This window comes from Micromonospora sp. NPDC048842, from assembly GCF_040649935.1.
Classification (GTDB): Bacteria; Actinomycetota; Actinomycetes; order Mycobacteriales; family Micromonosporaceae; genus Micromonospora; species Micromonospora hortensis.
In genome coordinates, this window is record NZ_JBEZGK010000034.1 from 1 (window position 1) to 17,963 (window position 17,963).

Annotated in this window: 20 protein-coding genes; 9 read left to right on the forward strand and 11 right to left on the reverse strand. The window is 71.8% G+C overall.

The annotated features are described in order from the left end of the window. Positions 1-181 precede the first annotated feature (181 nt). The 3 genes from AB0C19_RS30570 to AB0C19_RS30580 all read right to left on the reverse strand — a co-directional run bounded on the left by AB0C19_RS30570 (position 182) and on the right by AB0C19_RS30580 (position 3,339). Positions 182-1,333, reverse strand: a complete 1,152-nt coding sequence (locus tag AB0C19_RS30570) for an Mrp/NBP35 family ATP-binding protein (RefSeq protein WP_357190906.1) — start codon at positions 1,331-1,333, stop codon at positions 182-184. A 76-nt stretch (positions 1,334-1,409) separates the two neighbouring features. Then, complete coding sequence (locus AB0C19_RS30575; RefSeq protein ID WP_357190908.1) at positions 1,410-2,060, reverse strand: DUF1003 domain-containing protein; 651 nt, start codon at positions 2,058-2,060, stop codon at positions 1,410-1,412. Next, complete coding sequence (locus tag AB0C19_RS30580) at positions 2,053-3,339, reverse strand: CBS domain-containing protein (protein ID WP_238671210.1); 1,287 nt, start codon at positions 3,337-3,339, stop codon at positions 2,053-2,055. The genes AB0C19_RS30575 and AB0C19_RS30580 overlap by 8 nt, the downstream gene beginning before the upstream one ends. Positions 3,340-3,372: 33 nt before the next feature. On the opposite strand from AB0C19_RS30580, the gene AB0C19_RS30585 reads away from it, so the two are divergent. Both AB0C19_RS30585 and AB0C19_RS30590 read left to right on the forward strand, forming a co-directional pair. Beyond that, a complete protein-coding gene (locus tag AB0C19_RS30585; RefSeq protein WP_357190911.1) occupies positions 3,373-4,242 on the forward strand; it encodes a PhzF family phenazine biosynthesis protein in 870 nt (289 codons plus the stop codon). Positions 4,243-4,254: 12 nt separating this feature from the next. Beyond that, a complete protein-coding gene (locus tag AB0C19_RS30590; protein ID WP_357190913.1) occupies positions 4,255-4,785 on the forward strand; it encodes a hypothetical protein in 531 nt (176 codons plus the stop codon). An 8-nt stretch (positions 4,786-4,793) separates the two neighbouring features. On the opposite strand, the gene AB0C19_RS30595 is transcribed toward AB0C19_RS30590, so the two are convergent. After that, complete coding sequence (locus tag AB0C19_RS30595; protein WP_357190915.1) at positions 4,794-5,513, reverse strand: HAD family hydrolase; 720 nt, start codon at positions 5,511-5,513, stop codon at positions 4,794-4,796. A gap of 106 nt (positions 5,514-5,619) precedes the next feature. On the opposite strand from AB0C19_RS30595, the gene AB0C19_RS30600 reads away from it, so the two are divergent. From AB0C19_RS30600 to AB0C19_RS30610, 3 genes are all read left to right on the forward strand, one after another. After that, positions 5,620-6,564 (forward strand): DMT family transporter, encoded by a 945-nt coding sequence (locus AB0C19_RS30600; protein ID WP_357190917.1) that lies wholly within the window; start codon positions 5,620-5,622, stop codon positions 6,562-6,564. Between the two features lie 98 nt (positions 6,565-6,662). Continuing rightward, entirely contained in the window at positions 6,663-7,187 is a 525-nt protein-coding gene (locus tag AB0C19_RS30605) for a SigE family RNA polymerase sigma factor (protein ID WP_357190919.1), read from the forward strand. Next, positions 7,184-8,578 (forward strand): hypothetical protein, encoded by a 1,395-nt coding sequence (locus AB0C19_RS30610; protein WP_357190921.1) that lies wholly within the window; start codon positions 7,184-7,186, stop codon positions 8,576-8,578. The genes AB0C19_RS30605 and AB0C19_RS30610 overlap by 4 nt, the downstream gene beginning before the upstream one ends. 18 nt (positions 8,579-8,596) lie before the next feature. Here the strand turns inward: AB0C19_RS30610 and AB0C19_RS30615 are convergent, their stop codons facing one another. Beyond that, positions 8,597-9,421: an SDR family NAD(P)-dependent oxidoreductase gene (locus tag AB0C19_RS30615; RefSeq protein WP_357191020.1), complete on the reverse strand. Its 825-nt coding sequence runs from the start codon at positions 9,419-9,421 to the stop codon at positions 8,597-8,599. Between the two features lie 128 nt (positions 9,422-9,549). On the opposite strand from AB0C19_RS30615, the gene AB0C19_RS30620 reads away from it, so the two are divergent. Beyond that, on the forward strand, positions 9,550-10,506 hold the full coding sequence (locus AB0C19_RS30620; protein ID WP_357190923.1) for a CoA ester lyase: 957 nt from the start codon (positions 9,550-9,552) through the stop codon (positions 10,504-10,506). Positions 10,507-10,581: 75 nt separating this feature from the next. Here AB0C19_RS30620 and AB0C19_RS30625 read toward each other — a convergent pair whose 3' ends face one another. After that, entirely contained in the window at positions 10,582-11,136 is a 555-nt protein-coding gene (locus AB0C19_RS30625; protein WP_357190925.1) for a DUF4190 domain-containing protein, read from the reverse strand. A 118-nt stretch (positions 11,137-11,254) separates the two neighbouring features. Here AB0C19_RS30625 and AB0C19_RS30630 point away from each other — a divergent pair, with 118 nt between their 5' ends. Further along, the gene (locus tag AB0C19_RS30630) at positions 11,255-12,160 is read left to right on the forward strand and encodes an SDR family NAD(P)-dependent oxidoreductase (protein WP_210781830.1); all 906 of its coding nucleotides are present in this window, start codon (positions 11,255-11,257) and stop codon (positions 12,158-12,160) included. Positions 12,161-12,187: 27 nt separating this feature from the next. On the opposite strand, the gene AB0C19_RS30635 is transcribed toward AB0C19_RS30630, so the two are convergent. Then, on the reverse strand, positions 12,188-12,727 hold the full coding sequence (locus tag AB0C19_RS30635) for a DUF4190 domain-containing protein (protein ID WP_357190927.1): 540 nt from the start codon (positions 12,725-12,727) through the stop codon (positions 12,188-12,190). A gap of 177 nt (positions 12,728-12,904) precedes the next feature. On the opposite strand from AB0C19_RS30635, the gene AB0C19_RS30640 reads away from it, so the two are divergent. Beyond that, entirely contained in the window at positions 12,905-14,101 is a 1,197-nt protein-coding gene (locus tag AB0C19_RS30640) for an acyl-CoA dehydrogenase family protein (RefSeq protein ID WP_357191022.1), read from the forward strand. 353 nt (positions 14,102-14,454) lie between these two features. Here the strand turns inward: AB0C19_RS30640 and AB0C19_RS30645 are convergent, their stop codons facing one another. After that, the gene (locus AB0C19_RS30645; protein WP_357190929.1) at positions 14,455-14,862 is read right to left on the reverse strand and encodes a CoA-binding protein; all 408 of its coding nucleotides are present in this window, start codon (positions 14,860-14,862) and stop codon (positions 14,455-14,457) included. Between the two features lie 19 nt (positions 14,863-14,881). Further along, a complete protein-coding gene (locus tag AB0C19_RS30650; protein WP_357190931.1) occupies positions 14,882-15,928 on the reverse strand; it encodes an Rv2578c family radical SAM protein in 1,047 nt (348 codons plus the stop codon). A 93-nt stretch (positions 15,929-16,021) separates the two neighbouring features. Here AB0C19_RS30650 and AB0C19_RS30655 point away from each other — a divergent pair, with 93 nt between their 5' ends. Continuing rightward, on the forward strand, positions 16,022-16,441 hold the full coding sequence (locus tag AB0C19_RS30655) for a DUF393 domain-containing protein (RefSeq protein ID WP_109819716.1): 420 nt from the start codon (positions 16,022-16,024) through the stop codon (positions 16,439-16,441). Here AB0C19_RS30655 and AB0C19_RS30660 read toward each other — a convergent pair. Together AB0C19_RS30660 and AB0C19_RS30665 are read right to left on the reverse strand one after the other, a co-directional pair. Then, positions 16,405-17,376: an HTTM domain-containing protein gene (locus tag AB0C19_RS30660; protein WP_357190934.1), complete on the reverse strand. Its 972-nt coding sequence runs from the start codon at positions 17,374-17,376 to the stop codon at positions 16,405-16,407. The genes AB0C19_RS30655 and AB0C19_RS30660 overlap by 37 nt on opposite strands. Beyond that, on the reverse strand, positions 17,373-17,813 hold the full coding sequence (locus AB0C19_RS30665) for a hypothetical protein (protein WP_112673919.1): 441 nt from the start codon (positions 17,811-17,813) through the stop codon (positions 17,373-17,375). The genes AB0C19_RS30660 and AB0C19_RS30665 overlap by 4 nt, the downstream gene beginning before the upstream one ends. Between the last annotated feature and the right edge of the window lie 150 nt (positions 17,814-17,963).

The following is a 17,963-nucleotide window of genomic DNA, read 5'->3' on the forward strand; positions in this document are numbered from 1 at the left end:
GCCCACGCCGGCCCACGCCGGCCCACGCCGGCCCACGCCGGCCCACGCCGGCCCACGCCGGCCCACGCCGGCCCATGCCGACCGCCGGCCCACGCCGGTCAGCGGCCTCGCTGGACCACCCACCGACGCGACTCAGCCCGCCGGCCAACAGTGGCCGACGGGCTGACGGGGTTCCGGGTGGTCAGCGCCCAGCGGGCTTGAGACCGAGTGGCTTGCCGAGCAGTGACTCGCGGCGCAGGGCGAGCCGGTCGGCGATCGTGCCGAGCGCCTGCGCGGCCGGGGAGTTCGGCTCGGCCAGCACGACCGGGTTGCCGGCGTCGCCGGCCTCGCGGACCCGGGTGTCCAGGGGGATCTGACCGAGCAGCGGCACCTGCGCGCCGATGGTGCGACTCAGCGACTCGGCAACCGCCTCACCACCGCCGGCACCGAAGATCTCCATGCGGGAGCCGTCCGGCAGCTCCAGCCAGGACATGTTCTCGATGACGCCGACCACCCGCTGGTGGGTCTGCAGGGCGATCGACCCGGCCCGTTCCGCCACCTCGGCGGCGGCGGTCTGCGGGGTGGTGACGATCAGGATCTCCGAGTTGGGCAGCAACTGGGCCAGCGAGATGGCCACGTCACCGGTGCCCGGCGGCAGGTCGAGCAGGAGCACGTCCAGGTCGCCCCAGTAGACGTCGGCCAGGAACTGCTGCAACGCCCGGTGCAGCATCGGGCCGCGCCACACCACTGCGGCGTTGCCGGAGGTGAACATGCCGATGGAGATCACCTTCACGCCGTGCGACTGCGGCGGCATGATCATGTCTTCGACCCGGGTGGGCCGGGCCTCGGTGCCGAGCATCCGGGGCACCGAGTGGCCGTAGATGTCGGCGTCGACAACGCCGACGGAGAGCCCACGGGCGGCGAGCGCGGCCGCCAGGTTGACAGTGACGCTGGACTTGCCGACGCCACCCTTGCCGCTGGCCACCGCGTACACGCGGGTGCGCGAGCCGGGCTGGGCGAACGGAATGACGGGCTCCTCGGTGGCGCCGCCGCCGCCACGCAGCTGCGACTGCAAGGACTGCCGCTGCTCGGGGGTCATCACCCCAAAGTCGATCTCCACGCCGGTGACGCCGGGCACCGCGGCGACGGCGGCGGTGATGTCGTTACGCAGCTTGTCCTTCAGCGGGCAGCCGGCGACGGTGAGCAACAGCTCGACGCGGACCACACCGCTGGCACCGATCGTGGCGGAGCGGACCATGCCCAGCTCGGTGATGGGCCGGCGGATCTCCGGGTCGTTGACGGTGGCCAGGGCGGCCTGGATCGCGTCCTCGACGGTGCTCACGGGTGCTGACATGCCCGCAATGCTACGTCGCGGGGCATCCGTTGCCGCCGTTGCCCGGGGCGGTGTGAGCCAATCGATGACCCGTCGGTCAGCTCCCTGACCGGCGCGGGCCAGTGCCGTCCGGCCGGGCGTCCCGGGTGAAGTCGCCGTCCAGGTCGTCGCGCGGTTCTTCCAGGCCGACGCCGTCGGTCGGCCGCTGGCCACGTCGCTCCTGCCGGCTGTCCTTCTCCTGCTGGCGGCGCTCCAGTCGCTGCCGGCGTTGCCCCACCTCGTCCAGTTCCTCGGCCAACCGGGCCAGCTCGGAGCGGAGGAAGTCGCGGGTGGCGACCTCACCGAGCGCGATCCGCAGGGCCGCGATCTCCCGGGCCAGGTACTCGGTGTCCGCCTTCTGCGCGGTGGCTCGCCGCCGGTCCTCCTCCAGGGCCACCCGGTCCCGGTCGGCCTGCCGGTTCTGGGCCAGCAGGATCAGCGGGGCCGCGTAGCTGGCCTGCAACGACAGCACCAGGGTCAGGAACGTGAAGGTGTACGGGTCGAAGCGCAGGTTCGCCGGGGCCAGGGTGTTCCAGACGAACCAGATCGCGATCACCACCGTCATCACGACGATGAAGTTCGCGGTGCCCATGCCCCGGGCGATGCCCTCGGACCACCGACCGAACGCCTCGGCGTCGAACCGTGGCAGCTTGACGCCCCGTGGCTCGCGTGGCTGGTCGAGACGCTCCGTCCGACGCTGGTCAGCCATCTGCGCCGTCCAGCGCAGGGTCGGTGGTGCCCGGGGCGGCCAGGGCATCGCGGTCCCGCCAGTCCCGGGGCAGCGAGTGGTCCAGCACGTCGTCGACGGTGACGGCGCCGACCAGCCGGTTGTTGCGATCGATCACCGGCATGGCGACCAGGTCGTAGGTGGCCATCCGGCGGGTGATCTCCGGCAGCGGGGTGGTGGGGCGTAGCGGGTCGATGTCGTTGACCACCACTTTGCCCAGCAGGTCGGCCGGTGGTTCGCGCAGCAGCGCCTGGAAGTGCACCATGCCCAGGTAACGGCCGGTCGGCGTGTTCTGCGGTGCCCGGGTCACGAAGACCTGCGCGGCGACGGCGGGGGAGAGCTGTGGCTCCCGGATCCGGGCCAGCGCCTCGGCGACCGTGGCGTCCGGCGGCAGGATGACCGGCTCCGAGGTCATCACACTGCCCGCCGTGCCGGGGGTGTACTTCAGCAGCTGGCGTACCGGGTCGGCCTCGTCCGGCTCCATCAGGTCCAGCAGCACGTCCTGCTCGGGTGGGGGCAGTTCGTTGAGCAGGTCCGCGGCGTCGTCCGGGTCCATCTCCTCCAGGACGTCGGCGGCCCGCTCCCGGTCGAGGGCGGCGAGGATCTCCACCTGGTCGTGTTCCGGAAGCTCGCTGAGCACGTCGGCCAGTCGCTCGTCGTCCAGCGCGGCCGCTACCTCGTTGCGGCGCGCGTCGGGCAGATCCTGCAACGCGTTGGCCAGGTCGGCGGGGCGCATGTCCTCCAGGACGGCGAGCAGGTTCGCCGTACCCCGGTTGTCGGCGATGCCGCTGAGCCCGCGCACCCGGTCCCACTCGACCTGGTGCAGGTGGCCACGGCGGCTGAGCCGACCGGTCTGCTCGCGTACTGCGACACGGGTCAGCGACCACTCGCCACCCCGGGTGCACTCCATCGCGACGTCAACGACAGCGCCGGGCTGGCCGCCCGGGTCGAGTTGCACCCGCCGGTCGAGCAGCTCCTGGAGCACCAGCAGCTCGTTCGGGCGCTTCTCGAACCGGCGCAGGTTGAGGGTGCCGGAGCCGAGCACGACGGCGTCCGCGTCGATGGAGGTGATCCGGTTGATGGACAGGAAGATCCGACGACGCATCGGCATCTCGGCGACGAGGCCCACCACCTCCGGCGGACGCTTCGTCGCCCGCAGCCGTGCCACGGCGTCACGAACCCGCCCCACCTGGTCACCGTTCGGGTCGAAGACGGCGACTCCGGCGAGACGGGCGATGTAGACCCGGGTCGGCGTACTCACGGGCACCAGCCTAAGCGCCTAGTGTTTATCAACATGTCGACCTTGGCCTACGAGATCGTGGACGTCTTCACCGATCGCCCCTTCGCCGGCAACCCGCTGGCGGTGGTGTTCGGCGCGGAGGCGCTGGCCACCGAGCAGATGCAGGCCCTCGCGTTGGAGTTCAACCTGTCCGAGACGGTGTTCGTGCTGCCGCCGACCCAGGTCGGCGTCACCTATCGGGCCAGGATCTTCACTCCGGTGGAGGAGTTGCCGTTCGCCGGGCACCCCAGCGTCGGCGCGGCGGTCACCGCCTGCCGACGGGGCATGTTCGGTGTGGGGCAGGTCACCCAGGAGTGCCGGGCCGGTGTGCTGCCGATCGAGGTGACCGCGTCCGGGGCGACGCTGACCGGTGGCGCCCCGACGCTCGGGCCGGAGCTGGACCCGGAGCCGTTGCTGGAGATCGCCGGGCTGGTCGCCGGGGACCACCTCGGGCCTGCCCCACGGGTCGCCGGCTGCGGGCTGGAGTTCCCGTACCTGCCGGTGCGTCCGGAGTCGGTGGCCCGCGCCCGGGTCGACCCGGCGGCGGCGCAGCGGTACGGGGTATCGCACGTCAGCGTCTTCTCCTGGGACGCGGCCGCGCAAACCGCGCACGCCCGGGTCTTCGTGCCGGGGATCGGCGTTCCGGAGGACCCGGCGACCGGTTCGGCGGCGCTCGGCCTCGGTGTCTGGCTGGTGGCGAGTGGTCTGCTGCCCGGTGAGGGGCGGTCGGAGTACGCGGTCCGTCAGGGCGTGGAGATGAACCGACCGTCCGCGTTGGCCTGCACTGTCACCGCGGCGAACGGGGTGGCGGTCGGCGCGACGGTCGCCGGCCAGGTGGTGCCGGTGGCTCGCGGCGAGATCGTCGTGCCGCCGTTCGTGGGCTGAGCGGAGGCGCCGATGCGGGAGGATGCGGGTGTGACGGACGAGGACGCCCCCGGGGGCACCCCACTGGTCGACGAGGCGATGAAGAAGGCCGCAGTGGCCTGGGTCAGCGTTGCGGGTGGGCCGGCGCTTGCGCTCTGGTGCGCCCCGCTGGAGGGCGCGCTGCTGGTGGTCAGCGGGCCGGGTGAGCAGGCCGCACCGGGTCTGGCCGACGCGACCGAGGCCCAGGTCACCCTGCGCGGCGACCACGGCGGCCGGATCGTCACCTGGCCGGCCCGGGTGAGCCGGTTGCAGCCGGGCACCGAGGCGTGGGACGTCGCCGCGCCGCTGGTGGCGGCGAAGCGCCTCAACGCGCCCGGTCCGACAGCTGACCTGGTGGCCCGATGGGCCGCCGACGGATGCGCTGTGAACCGCCTCGCCCCGGCCGGTACGCCGCTGGCCGGATCGGAGTTGCCGGCCGACGCGCAGGCCGAGCCACCTCGGCCGACTCCGGCGGTCCGGGCCACCCGTAAGCCGTTCCGCCTGCACCGCGTCCGTCGCCGCTGATCGGTCGATCAGCCCGTCCGACCGCCGACGCCCGCCATCGCGGCGTCGGCGTCGACGAGGGCGAGCACCTCGCCCAGGGCGCCGAGCGTGGGGCCGCACCAGTCCCGGTCGGCGTTGAAGACCATGTGCGTGGCCAGATCCGGTGCGGCGAGCCGGACGGCTGTCATCCCAGCCCGCTCGGCGCCGGTCAACTCCTGGCTGCCGCCGTCACCGACGTAGAGGCAGTCGCCCGGCGCGAGCCCGAGCCGCTGGCAGGCCGTCAGGTAGAGCGCCGGATCCGGCTTGCACCGCCCGACCTGCACCGAGAAGACCCGTACGTCGAGCAGGGGGGCGACAGCGAGCTGCGGCAGGAAGGCCGGAAGTTCGTGCGTACAGTCGCTGATCACGCCGGTGCGCAGGCCGCGCTGGCGCAGGGCCGCCAGCACCGGCACCGCGTCGGCCCGCAGCCAGGTGTCGGCGCGGACCGCCCGGTGCCGGGACGCCACGGCTGCCCGCACCGCATGGTCGCTGGGGTGTACGCCGGCCTGGGCGCACACCCAGCGCAGTGTCGCCTCCGCGTCGCCGAGCCGGCCGCTGGCCCGCTCGTAGTAGGTGCGGTTCAGCACTTCGGTCAAGATCTCGGTGGGACACCCGAGCAGTTCGGCGGTGCCGACGTGCGCGACACCGCGTTGTACCGAACGGGTCAGGGTGCCGAAGAAGTCGAACAGCACCGCCTGGTAGCTGGGCATGGGAGAGCGCCTCCGGGCGGTCGAGGGTCGCCGGCGCGAACCCGCGTGATCGTAACGGAGTGATGACCCTCCGTGCTGACCGTCATACGTGTGAGGATTACGTCCCGTGCCCCCACCTTCACCCCGGCTGTCCCTGGACCCGCTGACCACCGGCGCGGTCGGGCTGGCGGTGGTCGCCGTGTCGTCGTCCGCGCCGCTGATCGCGTACGCCGCCGCCCCCGCGCTGGCCATCGCGTTCTGGCGCAACCTGCTCGCGGTGGCCGTGCTGAGCCCCTTCGCGCTGGCCCGACGCCGCGCCGAGTTCCGCAGACTGACAGTGGGCGTCGGCCGGCGGGAGGGCCTGTTCTGCGTTCTGTCCGGGGTCGCCCTGGCCGGGCACTTCGCGACCTGGGTGCCGAGCGCCCAGCTCACCTCGGTCGCCACGTCCACCGCCCTGGTCGCCACCCAGCCGGTCTGGCAGGGGCTGATCGCCCGCGCCCAGGGGCGTCCGCTGCCCCGGGTGGTGTGGATCGGCATCGCGGTGGCGGTCGGCGGCGCGGCGGTCGCCACGGGGGTGGACGTGGGAGTCTCCGGCCGGGCTGTCCTCGGTGACGTGCTGGCGCTGATCGGCGCCATGTTCGCCGCCGTCTACACCGCCTTCGGGGAACGGGCCCGGGTCAGCATCAGCACCACCACCTACACCACCATCTGCTACGGGATCTGCGCGCTGATCCTGCTGGCCCTGTGCCTGGTCGGCGGCGTACGGCTGACCGGCTTCGACGGGCGTACCTGGCTGGCCATCCTGGCCCTGGTGGCGGGCGCCCAACTGCTCGGGCACTCGATGTTCAACTACGCCCTGCGGAAGATCCCGGCGACCACGGTCAGCGTGCTGATCCTGCTCGAGGCGCCCGGCGCGGCACTGCTCGGCTGGGCCTGGCTGGGTCAACTGCCCCGCCCGTACGCGTTGCTCGGCATGGCGTTGCTGCTGGCCGGCGTGGCGGTGGTGGTGCTCGGTGGCCGGCGGAGCGAACCCACCGCCCTGCCGGCCGACCCGACCCCGTTGGCCGACTGATCGCCCGACACGGTGCTGCCACGACGTGAGGAACATGGACACTGGTTCCCTCCGCGGCGGGGCCGCCCGGCGTCTGTCCGGGTGAGGAGGGCGATCCGTTGACGACTGAGGACCGCGCCCGGGACGGCTTCGCGGATTTCGTCCGGGCCGAGACCGCCGGGCTGACCCGGTTCGCGTACCTGCTGACCGGTGACCGGCACCATGCGGAGGACCTGGTCCAGGTGGCGCTGGCTCGCGTCGCGGTGCGCTGGGAGCGGATCGAGGATCCACCCGCCTACCTGCGTCGGGTGCTCTTTACCCAGGCCGCCAGTTGGTGGCGCTGGCGGCGGGCTCGCCCGGCGGAGCGACTGGGCGGGGTGCTGCCGGACCGCTCCGGTCCGGGTGACGACCACGATCTGCGGCTGGTGCTGTCGGCGGCGTTGGCCCGGCTGACCGTGCGGCAGCGCGCGGTCCTCGTGTTGCGCTACTACGAGGACCGCACCGAGACGGAGACGGCGGAGCTACTCGGCTGCCGGGTCGGCACCGTGAAGAGTCAGACCCGCCACGCCCTCGGCCGACTCCGCGTCCTCGCCCCCGAACTGGCCGAACTTGTCGGCCGTGACCCGCAGGAGGTGACCCGGTGACCGCCCGGCTCTCCGCAGCGCTGCGTCGCCTCGCCGACGACGTGCCGCCCGCGCGTGTACCGGAGGGGTTATTCGACGCGGCGCGGACACGGCACCGCCGTCGCCGGGCCGCCGTCGCCGGCGCGCTCGCCGTCCTGGTCCTGCTCCTGGGCACCGGGTACGCGTTGCACCCGGTCGCCCTGCCGATCCCCGCCGGCCCGCGGCACGATGCCCCCGGCCTGCCCACCAGGCTCGTCGACCCGCCGCTGCGGACCGCCTCGGTCGGCTACTCGGCACCTGGCGTGGCGGCGATGCTCTTCGGTGGTCCCGCCGTGCGCACCAACTGGTTCGAGACCCGGATGGGTGTGGTGGCCGCCGACGACGACCGCTACCGCGTACTGGACGGCGATCCGGCCGTCGCGGGTTTCGAGGCGACGCTCTCCCCGGACGGCCGGTACGTCTGGGTGGGCGATTCCCTCCTCGACCTGACGTCCGGGACGACCACCCCGGACCGCCCAAACGGCTACCCGCTCGCCTTCGCGCCGAACGGGAAACGGTTGGTCTACGCCGACGACGACACCACGTTCACGTCCCCGAACACCTACTCCACCCCGTACGTGGGGGTCTACGACCGGGATCGCGGGACGGACGTGCTGCGGGTGCCGGTCGGCACCACCTGGGTCCCGCCGGGGCGCACGGCCGCGCTGTCGTCGGACGGCGGCGATCTCGCCCTCCAGATACGCGACGAGGTCTGGCTGACCCGGGTGGGCGACGCGGGCGCGGATCGGGTCGCCACGCCGTACCGGAAGCTGCCGCTGGCGGGCGGGCGGCTCGCCGGGGCCGGGTCGTGGCTGCCGGACGGTCGTTCGGTGGCTGTCCTCGGCCGGTCCACCTGCACCGAGTGCCCGGTTCCGTCCTATCGGAGAAGCTGGACACTGTCAGTGCGGTCCGCAGCCGACGGCACAGCGCTGGCCGGCGCGGCGTTCCCGCCGTTGCGCTCCCGCTCGTTCGTGCATCTGCTCGGCTGGCGATCGGCTGACGAAGCGGTCGCGTTGGTCGGTGTGCCGGGTCCGGCGGCGGTGGACCTGCCGGAGAACCACGACATCGCCTGGGGGCCGTATCACGAGGTCGGCACGGAGGCGGTGGAACTGGTGGCGCTACGTCGGGGGGCGACCACGCCGGAGGTGCTCTTCCGGACGCCGGAGGGCATCACCGACCTGTCGGTCGCCGCCGACCTCGCGATCCGCGGCGCGGTACGTGAGTCGGGCCGCCCCCACTACGGGCCGCCGCCGTTCTGGGCGCTCCTGGTGGGGTTCGTCCTGGCGGTTCTCGTCATCCGGGCCGTGCTGTCGCTGCTGCGCCGCTGGCGCGGACCGCGAGGGCTCGGACCTAGACCTCGTGCACCTCGATGACCCGGGTGGCCGGCCCGGTCAGTCATCGAGGCCGACGGCCTTGGCGCTCGCCGTCCACAGCCGGGCGGCGAGCTGCGGGTCGGCAGCCTTCCGGAGCGGTCGACGCGGCCGTCGGTCGACGTAGTAACCCCCGTTGATCAGCCGGGAGCGCTCCTGGTTGGCCAACCACACAAGGGTCTCGGCACCCTTCTCCGGGCTGCGGAACGGCATGAACCGCATGCCGAACGCGACCAGCTTGCTGTCGTTGGCGAACCGGGTACGGACCACCCCGGGATGGAAGCTGTACGCGGCAACGTCCGGCCAGCGCCGGGCGACCTCGGCGGTGAACAGGACGTTCGCCTGCTTGCTGGTGCCGTACGCGCCCATCGGCCGGTAGTCACGCAGTGGCTTGTTCAGGTCGTCCGGGTCCAGTGCGCCGAAGCGGTGCGCGCCGGAGGCGGTCACCACGACCCGGCCCACCCGGTCGGCGAGCAGGTTGGTCAGCAGGAACGGGGCCAGGTGGTTGGCCTGGATCGACATCTCGAAGCCGTCGACAGTGCTCAGTGGTTGCAGCGCGATCGCGCCGGCGTTGTTGGCGAGCACGTCGATCCGGTCGTACGCGGACCGGAGCTGCTCGGCCAGTCGGCGTACGTCGTCGAGGATCGCGAAGTCGGCCCGGAACAGCTCCGGACGTTCACCGGAGTTCTCCCGTACCCGTTCGGCTGCCGCCTGCAGGCGAGCCGGGTCCCGCCCGACCAGCACCACCTGGTCGCCCCGGCAGGCCAGGTGCACGGCGGCGGCCAGCCCGATGCCGGAGCTGGCCCCGGTCACCACCACCAGTCGACGCCCAGTGAGATCTTCCACAGGTCCATTCACCCCGGTCATGGCGCGAGGTTACCGTGGCGTCACAACGCCCTTTGGGATCGTTAAGGTCCCGGATCTGTCGTCAGGTGGCGTCGGCATGTCCGCCGGACGCTGGAAGGAGCGCATCCATGGCCGCAGTCGGTCGCCCCCGCAGGTCCTGCCTCGCCGTGCCGGGTTCCAGCGTGAAGATGCTCGGCAAGGCTCAGGGCCTCCCGGCCGACCAGGTCTTCCTCGACCTGGAGGACGCCGTCGCCCCGCTGGCCAAGCCGGACGCGCGCAAGAACATCGTGGCCGCCCTCAACGAGGGCGACTGGGCCGGCAAGACCCGGGTGGTCCGGGTCAACGACCTGACCACCCCGTGGACCTACCGGGATGTCATCGAGGTCGTCGAGGGCGCTGGCGCCAACCTGGACTGCATCATGCTGCCGAAGGTGCAGAGCGCCGCCCAGGTGCAGTGGCTGGACCTGACGCTCACCCAGATCGAGAAGACGATCGGCCTGGAGGTCGGTCGGATCGGCATCGAGGCGCAGATCGAGAACGCCGCCGGTCTGGTCAACGTGGACGCGATCGCCGCCGCCTCGCCGCGCGTGGAGACCATCATCTTCGGCCCGGCCGACTTCATGGCGTCGATCAACATGAAGTCGATGGTGGTCGGCGGCCTGATCCCGGACTACCCGGGCGACCCGTACCACTACATCCTCATGCGGATCCTGATGGCCGCGCGGATGCACGACAAGCAGGCCATCGACGGCCCGTTCCTGCAGATCCGCGACGTCGACGCGTTCCGCGAGGTGGCCAAGCGCTCGGCCGCGCTGGGCTTCGACGGCAAGTGGGTGCTGCACCCGGGCCAGATCGACGCCGCCAACGAGGTCTACCAGCCGGCGCAGGCCGACTACGACCACGCCGAGCTGATCCTCGACGCGTACGAGCACTACACCTCGGAGGCCGGCGGCCGGCTCGGCGCCGTGATGCTCGGCGACGAGATGATCGACGAGGCGTCTCGCAAGATGGCGCTGGTGGTCGCGGCCAAGGGTCGGGCCGCCGGGATGAGCCGCACCTCGTCGTTCACCCCACCGGAGCAGTGACCGACCGGGCCGGGACGACCGCCGCCGGCTGTCGGTCCGGCCCGACAATCGGCGGTACGCCGGCCCGCCCGACGATCAGTAGCTACTGCTGCTGTTGTCGCTGGTAGCGATCGCGTAGACGATCGCGGCGACGTAGAAGAGGATCACCAGCACCAGGAACCCGGTGAGAATCCAGCCGACGATGATGGCGGCCTTCGCCATCCCCGCCCCGCCCTCGCCGCTGAGCCGGATCTGCTTCTGCGCCACGTGGCCGAGGATCGCGCCGATCGGCGCGGTGATGCAGGACGTGAAACCGATCAGGGCCAGCACGAACGCCGCGATGGCCAGCCCGTTGGTCTTCGGCGGCTGTGGGTAGCCGTAGCCGGGGTACTGCTGCGGGTATCCGGGCGGGGCGTAACCGGGCATCGGCTGGGCCGCTGGCTGCTTCGCGCCGGCGTACGGGTCGACAGGGGCGTACGGGTCCGGGGCATACGGGGCCGGGGCGTAAGGATCGGGGGCGTACGGGTCGACCGGGCCAGGTTGCGCGGGCACCGGCTGACCGGCCACCAGTGTCGGATCCGGTGCGGGGCTCGACGGCTGGGCCGACCACGTGGGATCGCTCCAGTTGCCGGGCGGCGGGGGATTGGTCATACGAACTCTCCGTCAGGTTGGGGTGCGGAGACAGGGTAGCCAGCGCCGCCCAAACCCGACGCCCCTGCTTCCGGGTGCCGCGTTGCTCGGGCCGGTCGTAACGGGCAGGATCCCTGTCATGGCATACGACGCGCGCGCCGCGGACCGCTCCGGCAGTCGACCCCGACGGGACGTCAGCCGCCCGGGTGCGGCCCGGCGCGCCCGGACGGCCGCCCCGGCGGGCAGCCCCGGCCCCGACGAGCCGGTCGCGCTCACCGACCCGGTCACCATGCGCCTCGACGGGCGGGTCGCCCTGGTCACCGGGGCGGGCAGCCCGGACGGCATCGGGTACGCCACCGCCCGGCGACTCGCCGACCTGGGCGCGCGGGTGGCCATCGTCTCCACCACCCGACGCATCCACGAGCGGGCCACCGAGCTGGGCGTGACAGGCTTCGTCGCCGACCTGACCGACGAGTCCGAGGTCGGCGCGCTGGCCGACGCGGTCGCCGAGCAGTTGGGCGACGTCGAGGTGCTGGTCAACAACGCCGGCTTGGCCAGTCGCGCCAGCCAGGGGGTGCTGCGGCCGGTGGCGCAACTGACCTACGACGAGTGGCGTGGTGAGATCGACCGCAACCTCTCCACAGCGTTCCTGTGCAGCCGCGCGTTCATCGGGGGGATGGCCGAGCGGGGTTGGGGTCGGATCGTCAACCTGTCGGCCACGGCCGGCCCGGTCAACGCCCTGCCCACCGAGGCCGCGTACGCCGCGGCGAAGGCCGGAGTCGTCGGGCTGACCCGGGCCCTGGCCATGGAGATGATCGCCGACGGCGTGACGGTCAACGCGGTGGCGCCCGGCACCATCTACACCGCGGCGTCCACCATGGCCGAGATCAAGCAGGGGTTGGGCACCCCGGTGGGGCGGCCGGGCACGCCGGACGAGGTCGCCGCGGCTATCAGCTTCCTCTGCTCGCCGGCCGCCTCGTACATCACGGGGCAGATGCTGGTGGTGGACGGCGGAAACAGCGTCCGCGAGGCCCGCTTCCGCTGACCGCGACGGGCCACGCCGGCCCGTTCGTCAGTAGCTGCCACTGTCGCCGGTGTTGCCGAAGGCCACCAGTGCCAGCCAGCCACAGCAGGCCAGCACGGTGAGCCCGGTGAAGACGTAGCCGAGGATCAGCCCCCAGGTGGCGAGCTGGTCGCCCTCCTCGCCGCTGGTGCGGATCTGCCGCTTGGCCACGTGGCCGAGGACGGCGCCGGCCGGCGGAAAGACGAAGGCGAACACCAGCGACAGGATCGCCAGCACGTTGGTGCCCCGACCCGGCCCAGAAGGCGGCGGGCCGTACTGACCGTAGGGGCCCTGTGGTGGGTACGGCGGTTGCTGACTCCAGTGCGCCGACTGCTGCGGCCCCTGGTGGCCGTACGGCGACGGTTCGCCCGGCGGTGGCCCGTACTGTGAACGTTCCGCTGGCAGCTCGTACGCCGGCTGGTCCGACTGCGGCGCGTACGGCGACTGGCCGGCCGGCGGTGGCGCGTACGGCGACTGGTCCTTCGGTGGTTCGTAGGGTGACGGCGGCGGCTCGTCCTCGGGCGGTCCCGACGGCGGCGGGTAGCTCACAGCTGTCCTCCTCCTGCCGGTGCCGGAAAAGTCCCTCTTGCCGGACGCTACCCGCAGCGGTGAACCTTTTCACAGCGGTTGTGTGGACTGGTCACCTTGGCCTCGTCGACCCGAGGGGCCGATACTGACCCAGCGTTCAGTTACCCATGAGTAGTGCGCGGATCCCCGGAGGCTGAGATGGCCCGACTCGCCCAGACGCCCGGCCTGACCGATGTGCAACAGTCGATCCTGGAGACCGTTCGGGACTTCGCCGACAAGGAGATCATCCCGCACGCGCAGCGGCTGGAGCACGCCGACGAGTACCCCACCGACATCCTCGACGGCATGCGCGAGATGGGGCTGTTCGGTCTCACCATCGACGAGGAGTACGGCGGCCTCGGCGAATCGCTGCTCACCTACGCGCTGGTGGTGGAGCAGTTGTCCCGAGGCTGGATGTCGATCTCCGGCATCGTCAACACCCACTTCATCGTGGCGTACCTGATCTCCCAGCACGGCTCCGCCGAGCAGAAGGCCCGCCTACTGCCGAAGATGGCCACCGGCGAGGTGCGCGGCGCGTTCTCCATGTCCGAGCCCGAGACCGGCTCCGACGTCTCGGCGATCAAGTCCCGGGCTGTCCGTGACGGCGACAACTTCGTGCTCAACGGACAGAAGATGTGGCTGACCAACGGGGCGTACTCCTCGGTGGTGGCCACCCTGGTCAAGACCGATACCGGCGCGGAATCCGTCTACGGCAACATGAGCACCTTCCTGCTGGAGAAGGAGCCGGGCTTCGGTGAGACCGCCCCCGGCCTCACCATCCCCGGCAAGATCGAGAAGATGGGTTACAAGGGCGTCGAGACCACCGAGATGGTGCTCGACGGGGTGACCGTGCCCGACTCCGCGATCCTCGGTGGCGCCGACCAGGTGGGCCGCGGCTTCTACCAGATGATGGACGGCATCGAGGTGGGCCGGGTCAACGTCGCCGCCCGCGCCTGCGGCATCTCCATCCGCGCCTTCGAGCTTGCGGTGAGCTACGCCCAGCAGCGCAAGACCTTCGGCCAGCCCCTCGCCAAGCACCAGGCGATCGCCTTCAAGCTCGCCGAGATGGGCACGAAGATCGAGGCCGCGCACGCCCTCATGGTCAACGCCGCCCGGCTCAAGGACGCCGGCCAGCGCAACGACGTCGAGGCCGGGATGGCCAAGCTGCTCGCCTCCGAATACTGCGCCGAGGTCGTCCAGGAGGCGTTCCGCATTCACGGCGGCTACGGCTACTCCAAGGAGTACGAGATCGAGCGGCTGATGCGGGAGGCCCCGTTCCTGCTCATCGGCGAGGGCACCTCGGAGATCCAGAAGACCATCATCTCCCGAGGCCTCCTCAAGGAGTACAAGCTCTGATCCGCGCCTGCTGATCGGTTGCTCGTTGCTTGTTGCTTGTTGCCGGTTGCTTGTTGGCCGGTCGCCGATCCGCGTCGTCGGTCACGAGCCTGATGACCGTGAGGCATCAAAATGACTCAGAGGCATCACGCTCGTGACCGAGGCCGTCCGCGCCGACGGACGCCTCGTCGTTGACGAGACATGGTGCCCTTGACCGCGCCGGAGACGCCGACGCGGCAGCCCTCCGGCACCGCCGTGTCCCTGCCGTCGACCACCGGGGCGGGTTGCAGCGACCGGCGTGCCACCAGGCCGGGTTCGGCAGCGGCCAGACCGGTGACTGCATGACCGGCGGGGCGGGGCGGGGCAGGTTCGGGTTAGGGGAGGCGGGTGAGGTTGGCGGCGGCGCGTTCGACGATGAGGCAGCGGTCTTCGACGTAGTCCATGCCGGCCTCCTCGGCGATCCGCCGCGCCTCGGCCGAGACGATGCCTAGCTGGAGCCAGACCGCGGGGGCGCCGATCGCCGCCGCGTCCCGGACCACCTGCACGGCGTCGGCCGCCGGTCGGAACACGTCCACCAGGTCGACCGGGTGCGGGATGTCGGCCAGCGACTTGTAGGCCCGTTCCCCGAACAGTTCGTCGACGGTCGGGTTGACCGGGATGATGCGCCAGCCGTACTGCTGCATCTGCAACGGCACGCCGTGCGCGGCCTTGAACGGGTCGCGGGACGCGCCCACGACGGCGATCACGGCGGAGTCGGCGAGGATCTGCGAAGCGGTACGCACCCGCCGACTGTAGCTCCGACTACAACAGCGTCAGCTGCTCGGCCGCCGCCGGTTGCGGAGGCTCGGGCAGGCTGCGGTTGTCGCCCCGCTCGCCGCGGTGCAGCCCGTGTCGGCGGGCGGCGATCCGCACCCGTGCGGTCAACTCCCGCTGGTACGCCTGCGGGGCATACGCACCGGCCCGGTAGAGCTCGCGGTAGCGGGGCACGAGGTGCGGGTGCTCGCGGGCGAGCCATTGCGCGTACCACTCCCGGGCGCCGGGACGCAGGTGCAGCGGCAGGGCGGTCACGCTCGTCGCACCGGCGGCGGCGATCGCCGAGACGGTGGCGTCGATCGACTCGTCGCTGTCGCTGAGGCCGGGCAGGATCGGTGCCATCAGCACACCGATGGAGAAGCCGGCGTCGGCGAGTGCCCGGACGGCGTCCAGCCGGCGGCGTGGGTGCGGTGTGCCGGGCTCGACGGTGCGCCAGAGGTGCTCGTCGACGAACCCCACCGAGAAGGAGATGCCCACCGTGGTCACCTCGGCGGCCTCGCGCAGCAGCGGCAGGTCGCGCAGGATCAGCGTGCCCTTGGTGAGGATCGAGAACGGGTTGGCGAAGTCCCGCAGGGCGCCGATGATCTGCGGCATCAACCGGTAACGCCCCTCGGCGCGCTGGTAGCAGTCCACGTTGGTGCCCATCGCCACGTGCGCGCCCCGCCAGCGCGGCGCGGCCAGCTCCCGCCGGACCAGCTCGCCGGCGTTGACCTTGACGATCACCTTCCGGTCGAAGTCGGCACCGGCATCGAGATCGAGATAGGTGTGAGTGTTTCTCGCGAAGCAGTAAGTGCAGGCATGAGAACAGCCCCTGTATGGGTTGATCGTCCATTCGAACGGGACGCGGGACTGCCCGGGCACCCGGTTGAGGATGGACTTGGCCTGCACCTCGTAGAAGGTCATCCCGGCGAACTCGGGGGTGTCGAAGGTGCGGGCGACGGCGCCGGGCAGCGCCAGCGGCAGGGGTGGCGTCGCTGGCGCTGCCCGCTCGGGGTCTCCCTCGACCGGGGGAGCGGTGAGGTTGTCCCAGCGCATGGCCACTATTCGAACACGTGTACGAGACAAGCGCAAGTGACCCGCCGTACACCGGTGGGCGTCCGGGTGGTCGGAGAGGGGAGGATGGACGCCATGGAGACGTCGACCTTCGTCTACGACGGGGACTGCGCGTTCTGCACGAGCTGTGCGGAGTTCATCGAGCGTCGCATCCCCACCGCCGCACGTGTGGTGCCCTGGCAGTTCGCCGACCTGGACGCGCTCGGCCTCACGGTGGCCGAGTGCGAGGAGGCCGTGCAGTGGGTCGGCGCGGACGGCTCGCGCGCGGCCGGTCCGGACGCCATCGCGAAGCTGCTCGCCGCGAGTGGTCCGCTCTGGCGGGTCGCCGGCGCCGGTCTGCGGATACCTCCGGTACGCGTTGCCGCCTGGCCGTTGTACCGCTGGGTGGCGCGAAACCGGCACCGACTTCCCGGTGGCACGGCGGCCTGCTCCCTGCCGCAGGAGGCCCGGGAGCGGCTCTACGGGCCGGCTGGTCGCCCGACCACCGGCGCCTGATCGTCGAGCACCGGCCCCGCGCCGGCTGTCACCGGGCCCGGGTCGGCCGGCACCCTGTCGACGTCGGCCGGGCGCGGTTCCGGGGCATCCGTCGTCGCCGTTTCGGGAGAGTCGCGGCCGACGAGCCGGCGTGCCCAGACCAGCGGGCGCACCCGCTCCAACGGTAGGAAGCTGGTCATCGCGGCCAGGTGCGGCGCGAACGAGATCGTGATCGTCGCGATGGTGACCGCGTGGAACGAGTAGAAGAAGCCGACCATGGCGAGTCGCCAGCGGGGCGGCAGGAAGAAGACCAGCGGGCTCAGCAGCTCGAACGCCACGATGCCGAACTGGGCGACGATCAGCAGGTACGGCACCTGGGCGATGAGGTCCGCCAGGTCGGTGCCGCGCCGGATGATCGCGCGGGCCAGGACCGAGCCGGTCAGCCAGTCCAGACCGCCGAAGCGCAGCTTGGCGAAGGCGGCCAGGAAGTACGTGCAGATCACCGCGATCTGGGTGACGCGCAGGGCCCAGCCGCCGGCCTCGGTGCGGGTGGTGTCGCCGTGTCGGGCGCGACCGGCGGTGGGCAGTACGGCCAGTGCGACGAGGAGCCCGAACCGGTCGTGGTCGACCTTCCCGTAGCTCATCGCGATGATCATCCACTCCAGGTACAGCGCGCACACCGCCCAGCCGAGCAGTCGGGGCGCTCGTCCGGTGGCGGCGAGGAGGGCGAGCAGCAGCAACGCCCAGAAGATCACCGTCACCAGCGTCTCGGTTGGCGTCGGCAGTGGGAGCAGACGGCCGATCAGGAGTGGCTGGTACAGGTCGCCGGGCACGCTGACCCGGGTGCGTACCCAGGGGGTGAAGATCACCAGATCGGCGGCGACGAACAGGTAGATGAGGGTGCGGAAGGCGGCCACCCGGCCCCGGGGTACGGCCTCGGTCAGCCAGCGGTTCATCGGGTGGCCTGCCAGCGGACGACGGTCTGGTCGGTGTGTTGGCCGGTCGGTCGACCGGCGCGGATACCGTGCCAGCGGATGACGATGCGGACCTCGACCAGCGCGGGAGCGTCCGGGTGGCGTTCGGCGTACGCGTCGGCGACCTCGGTGAGCAGCGTCGGGTCGGCGGCGTATCGGGCCTGCTGACCCTCGATCTCGGCGCGGCGGATGCCTGTCGCGTTCTGGTCGAGGTCGATCACCGCTCCGGAGCTGTTCACCCCCTCGACGCGGGTGTCGGGTGCGGGTGCGTTCGGCGGGTTGGAGGTGGAGTACATCCGGAACGGGCCGAACGGGAAGTCGTCGTCGCTGCCCCAGAAGGTGCCGACGACGAGCAGGACGAGGCCCAGTGCGGTCGCGCCCAGCCGGGTCACGCGCCCGCGGGTGGTGAGGTTCTCCATCGGGTCGTGACGATACGGGATGTACCGACGGCCTCGGGTCCCTCCGACGGCCAGTTCGGCCTGACCAGGCAGGTGATCATGCGGGAGTTGCTGGGAGTACGACAAAGGCCGGGCCCGCATCGGGCCCGGCCTTCGGTGTCGTCGTGGGGA

What these genes read in the sequence shown, in the direction of transcription:
- AB0C19_RS30570 (WP_357190906.1), bottom strand. Translation starts at nt 1,333, where the DNA reads ATGTCAGCACCCGTGAGCACCGTCGAGGACGCGATCCAGGCCGCCCTG.
- AB0C19_RS30575 (WP_357190908.1), bottom strand. Translation starts at nt 2,060, where the DNA reads ATGGCTGACCAGCGTCGGACGGAGCGTCTCGACCAGCCACGCGAGCCA.
- AB0C19_RS30585 (WP_357190911.1), top strand. Translation starts at nt 3,373, where the DNA reads ATGTCGACCTTGGCCTACGAGATCGTGGACGTCTTCACCGATCGCCCC.
- AB0C19_RS30590 (WP_357190913.1), top strand. Translation starts at nt 4,255, where the DNA reads ATGCGGGAGGATGCGGGTGTGACGGACGAGGACGCCCCCGGGGGCACC.
- AB0C19_RS30595 (WP_357190915.1), bottom strand. Translation starts at nt 5,513, where the DNA reads ATGCCCAGCTACCAGGCGGTGCTGTTCGACTTCTTCGGCACCCTGACC.
- AB0C19_RS30620 (WP_357190923.1), top strand. Translation starts at nt 9,550, where the DNA reads ATGGCCGCAGTCGGTCGCCCCCGCAGGTCCTGCCTCGCCGTGCCGGGT.
- AB0C19_RS30625 (WP_357190925.1), bottom strand. Translation starts at nt 11,136, where the DNA reads ATGACCAATCCCCCGCCGCCCGGCAACTGGAGCGATCCCACGTGGTCG.
- AB0C19_RS30630 (WP_210781830.1), top strand. Translation starts at nt 11,255, where the DNA reads ATGGCATACGACGCGCGCGCCGCGGACCGCTCCGGCAGTCGACCCCGA.
- AB0C19_RS30640 (WP_357191022.1), top strand. Translation starts at nt 12,905, where the DNA reads ATGGCCCGACTCGCCCAGACGCCCGGCCTGACCGATGTGCAACAGTCG.
- AB0C19_RS30650 (WP_357190931.1), bottom strand. Translation starts at nt 15,928, where the DNA reads ATGCGCTGGGACAACCTCACCGCTCCCCCGGTCGAGGGAGACCCCGAG.
- AB0C19_RS30655 (WP_109819716.1), top strand. Translation starts at nt 16,022, where the DNA reads ATGGAGACGTCGACCTTCGTCTACGACGGGGACTGCGCGTTCTGCACG.
- AB0C19_RS30660 (WP_357190934.1), bottom strand. Translation starts at nt 17,376, where the DNA reads ATGAACCGCTGGCTGACCGAGGCCGTACCCCGGGGCCGGGTGGCCGCC.
- AB0C19_RS30665 (WP_112673919.1), bottom strand. Translation starts at nt 17,813, where the DNA reads ATGGAGAACCTCACCACCCGCGGGCGCGTGACCCGGCTGGGCGCGACC.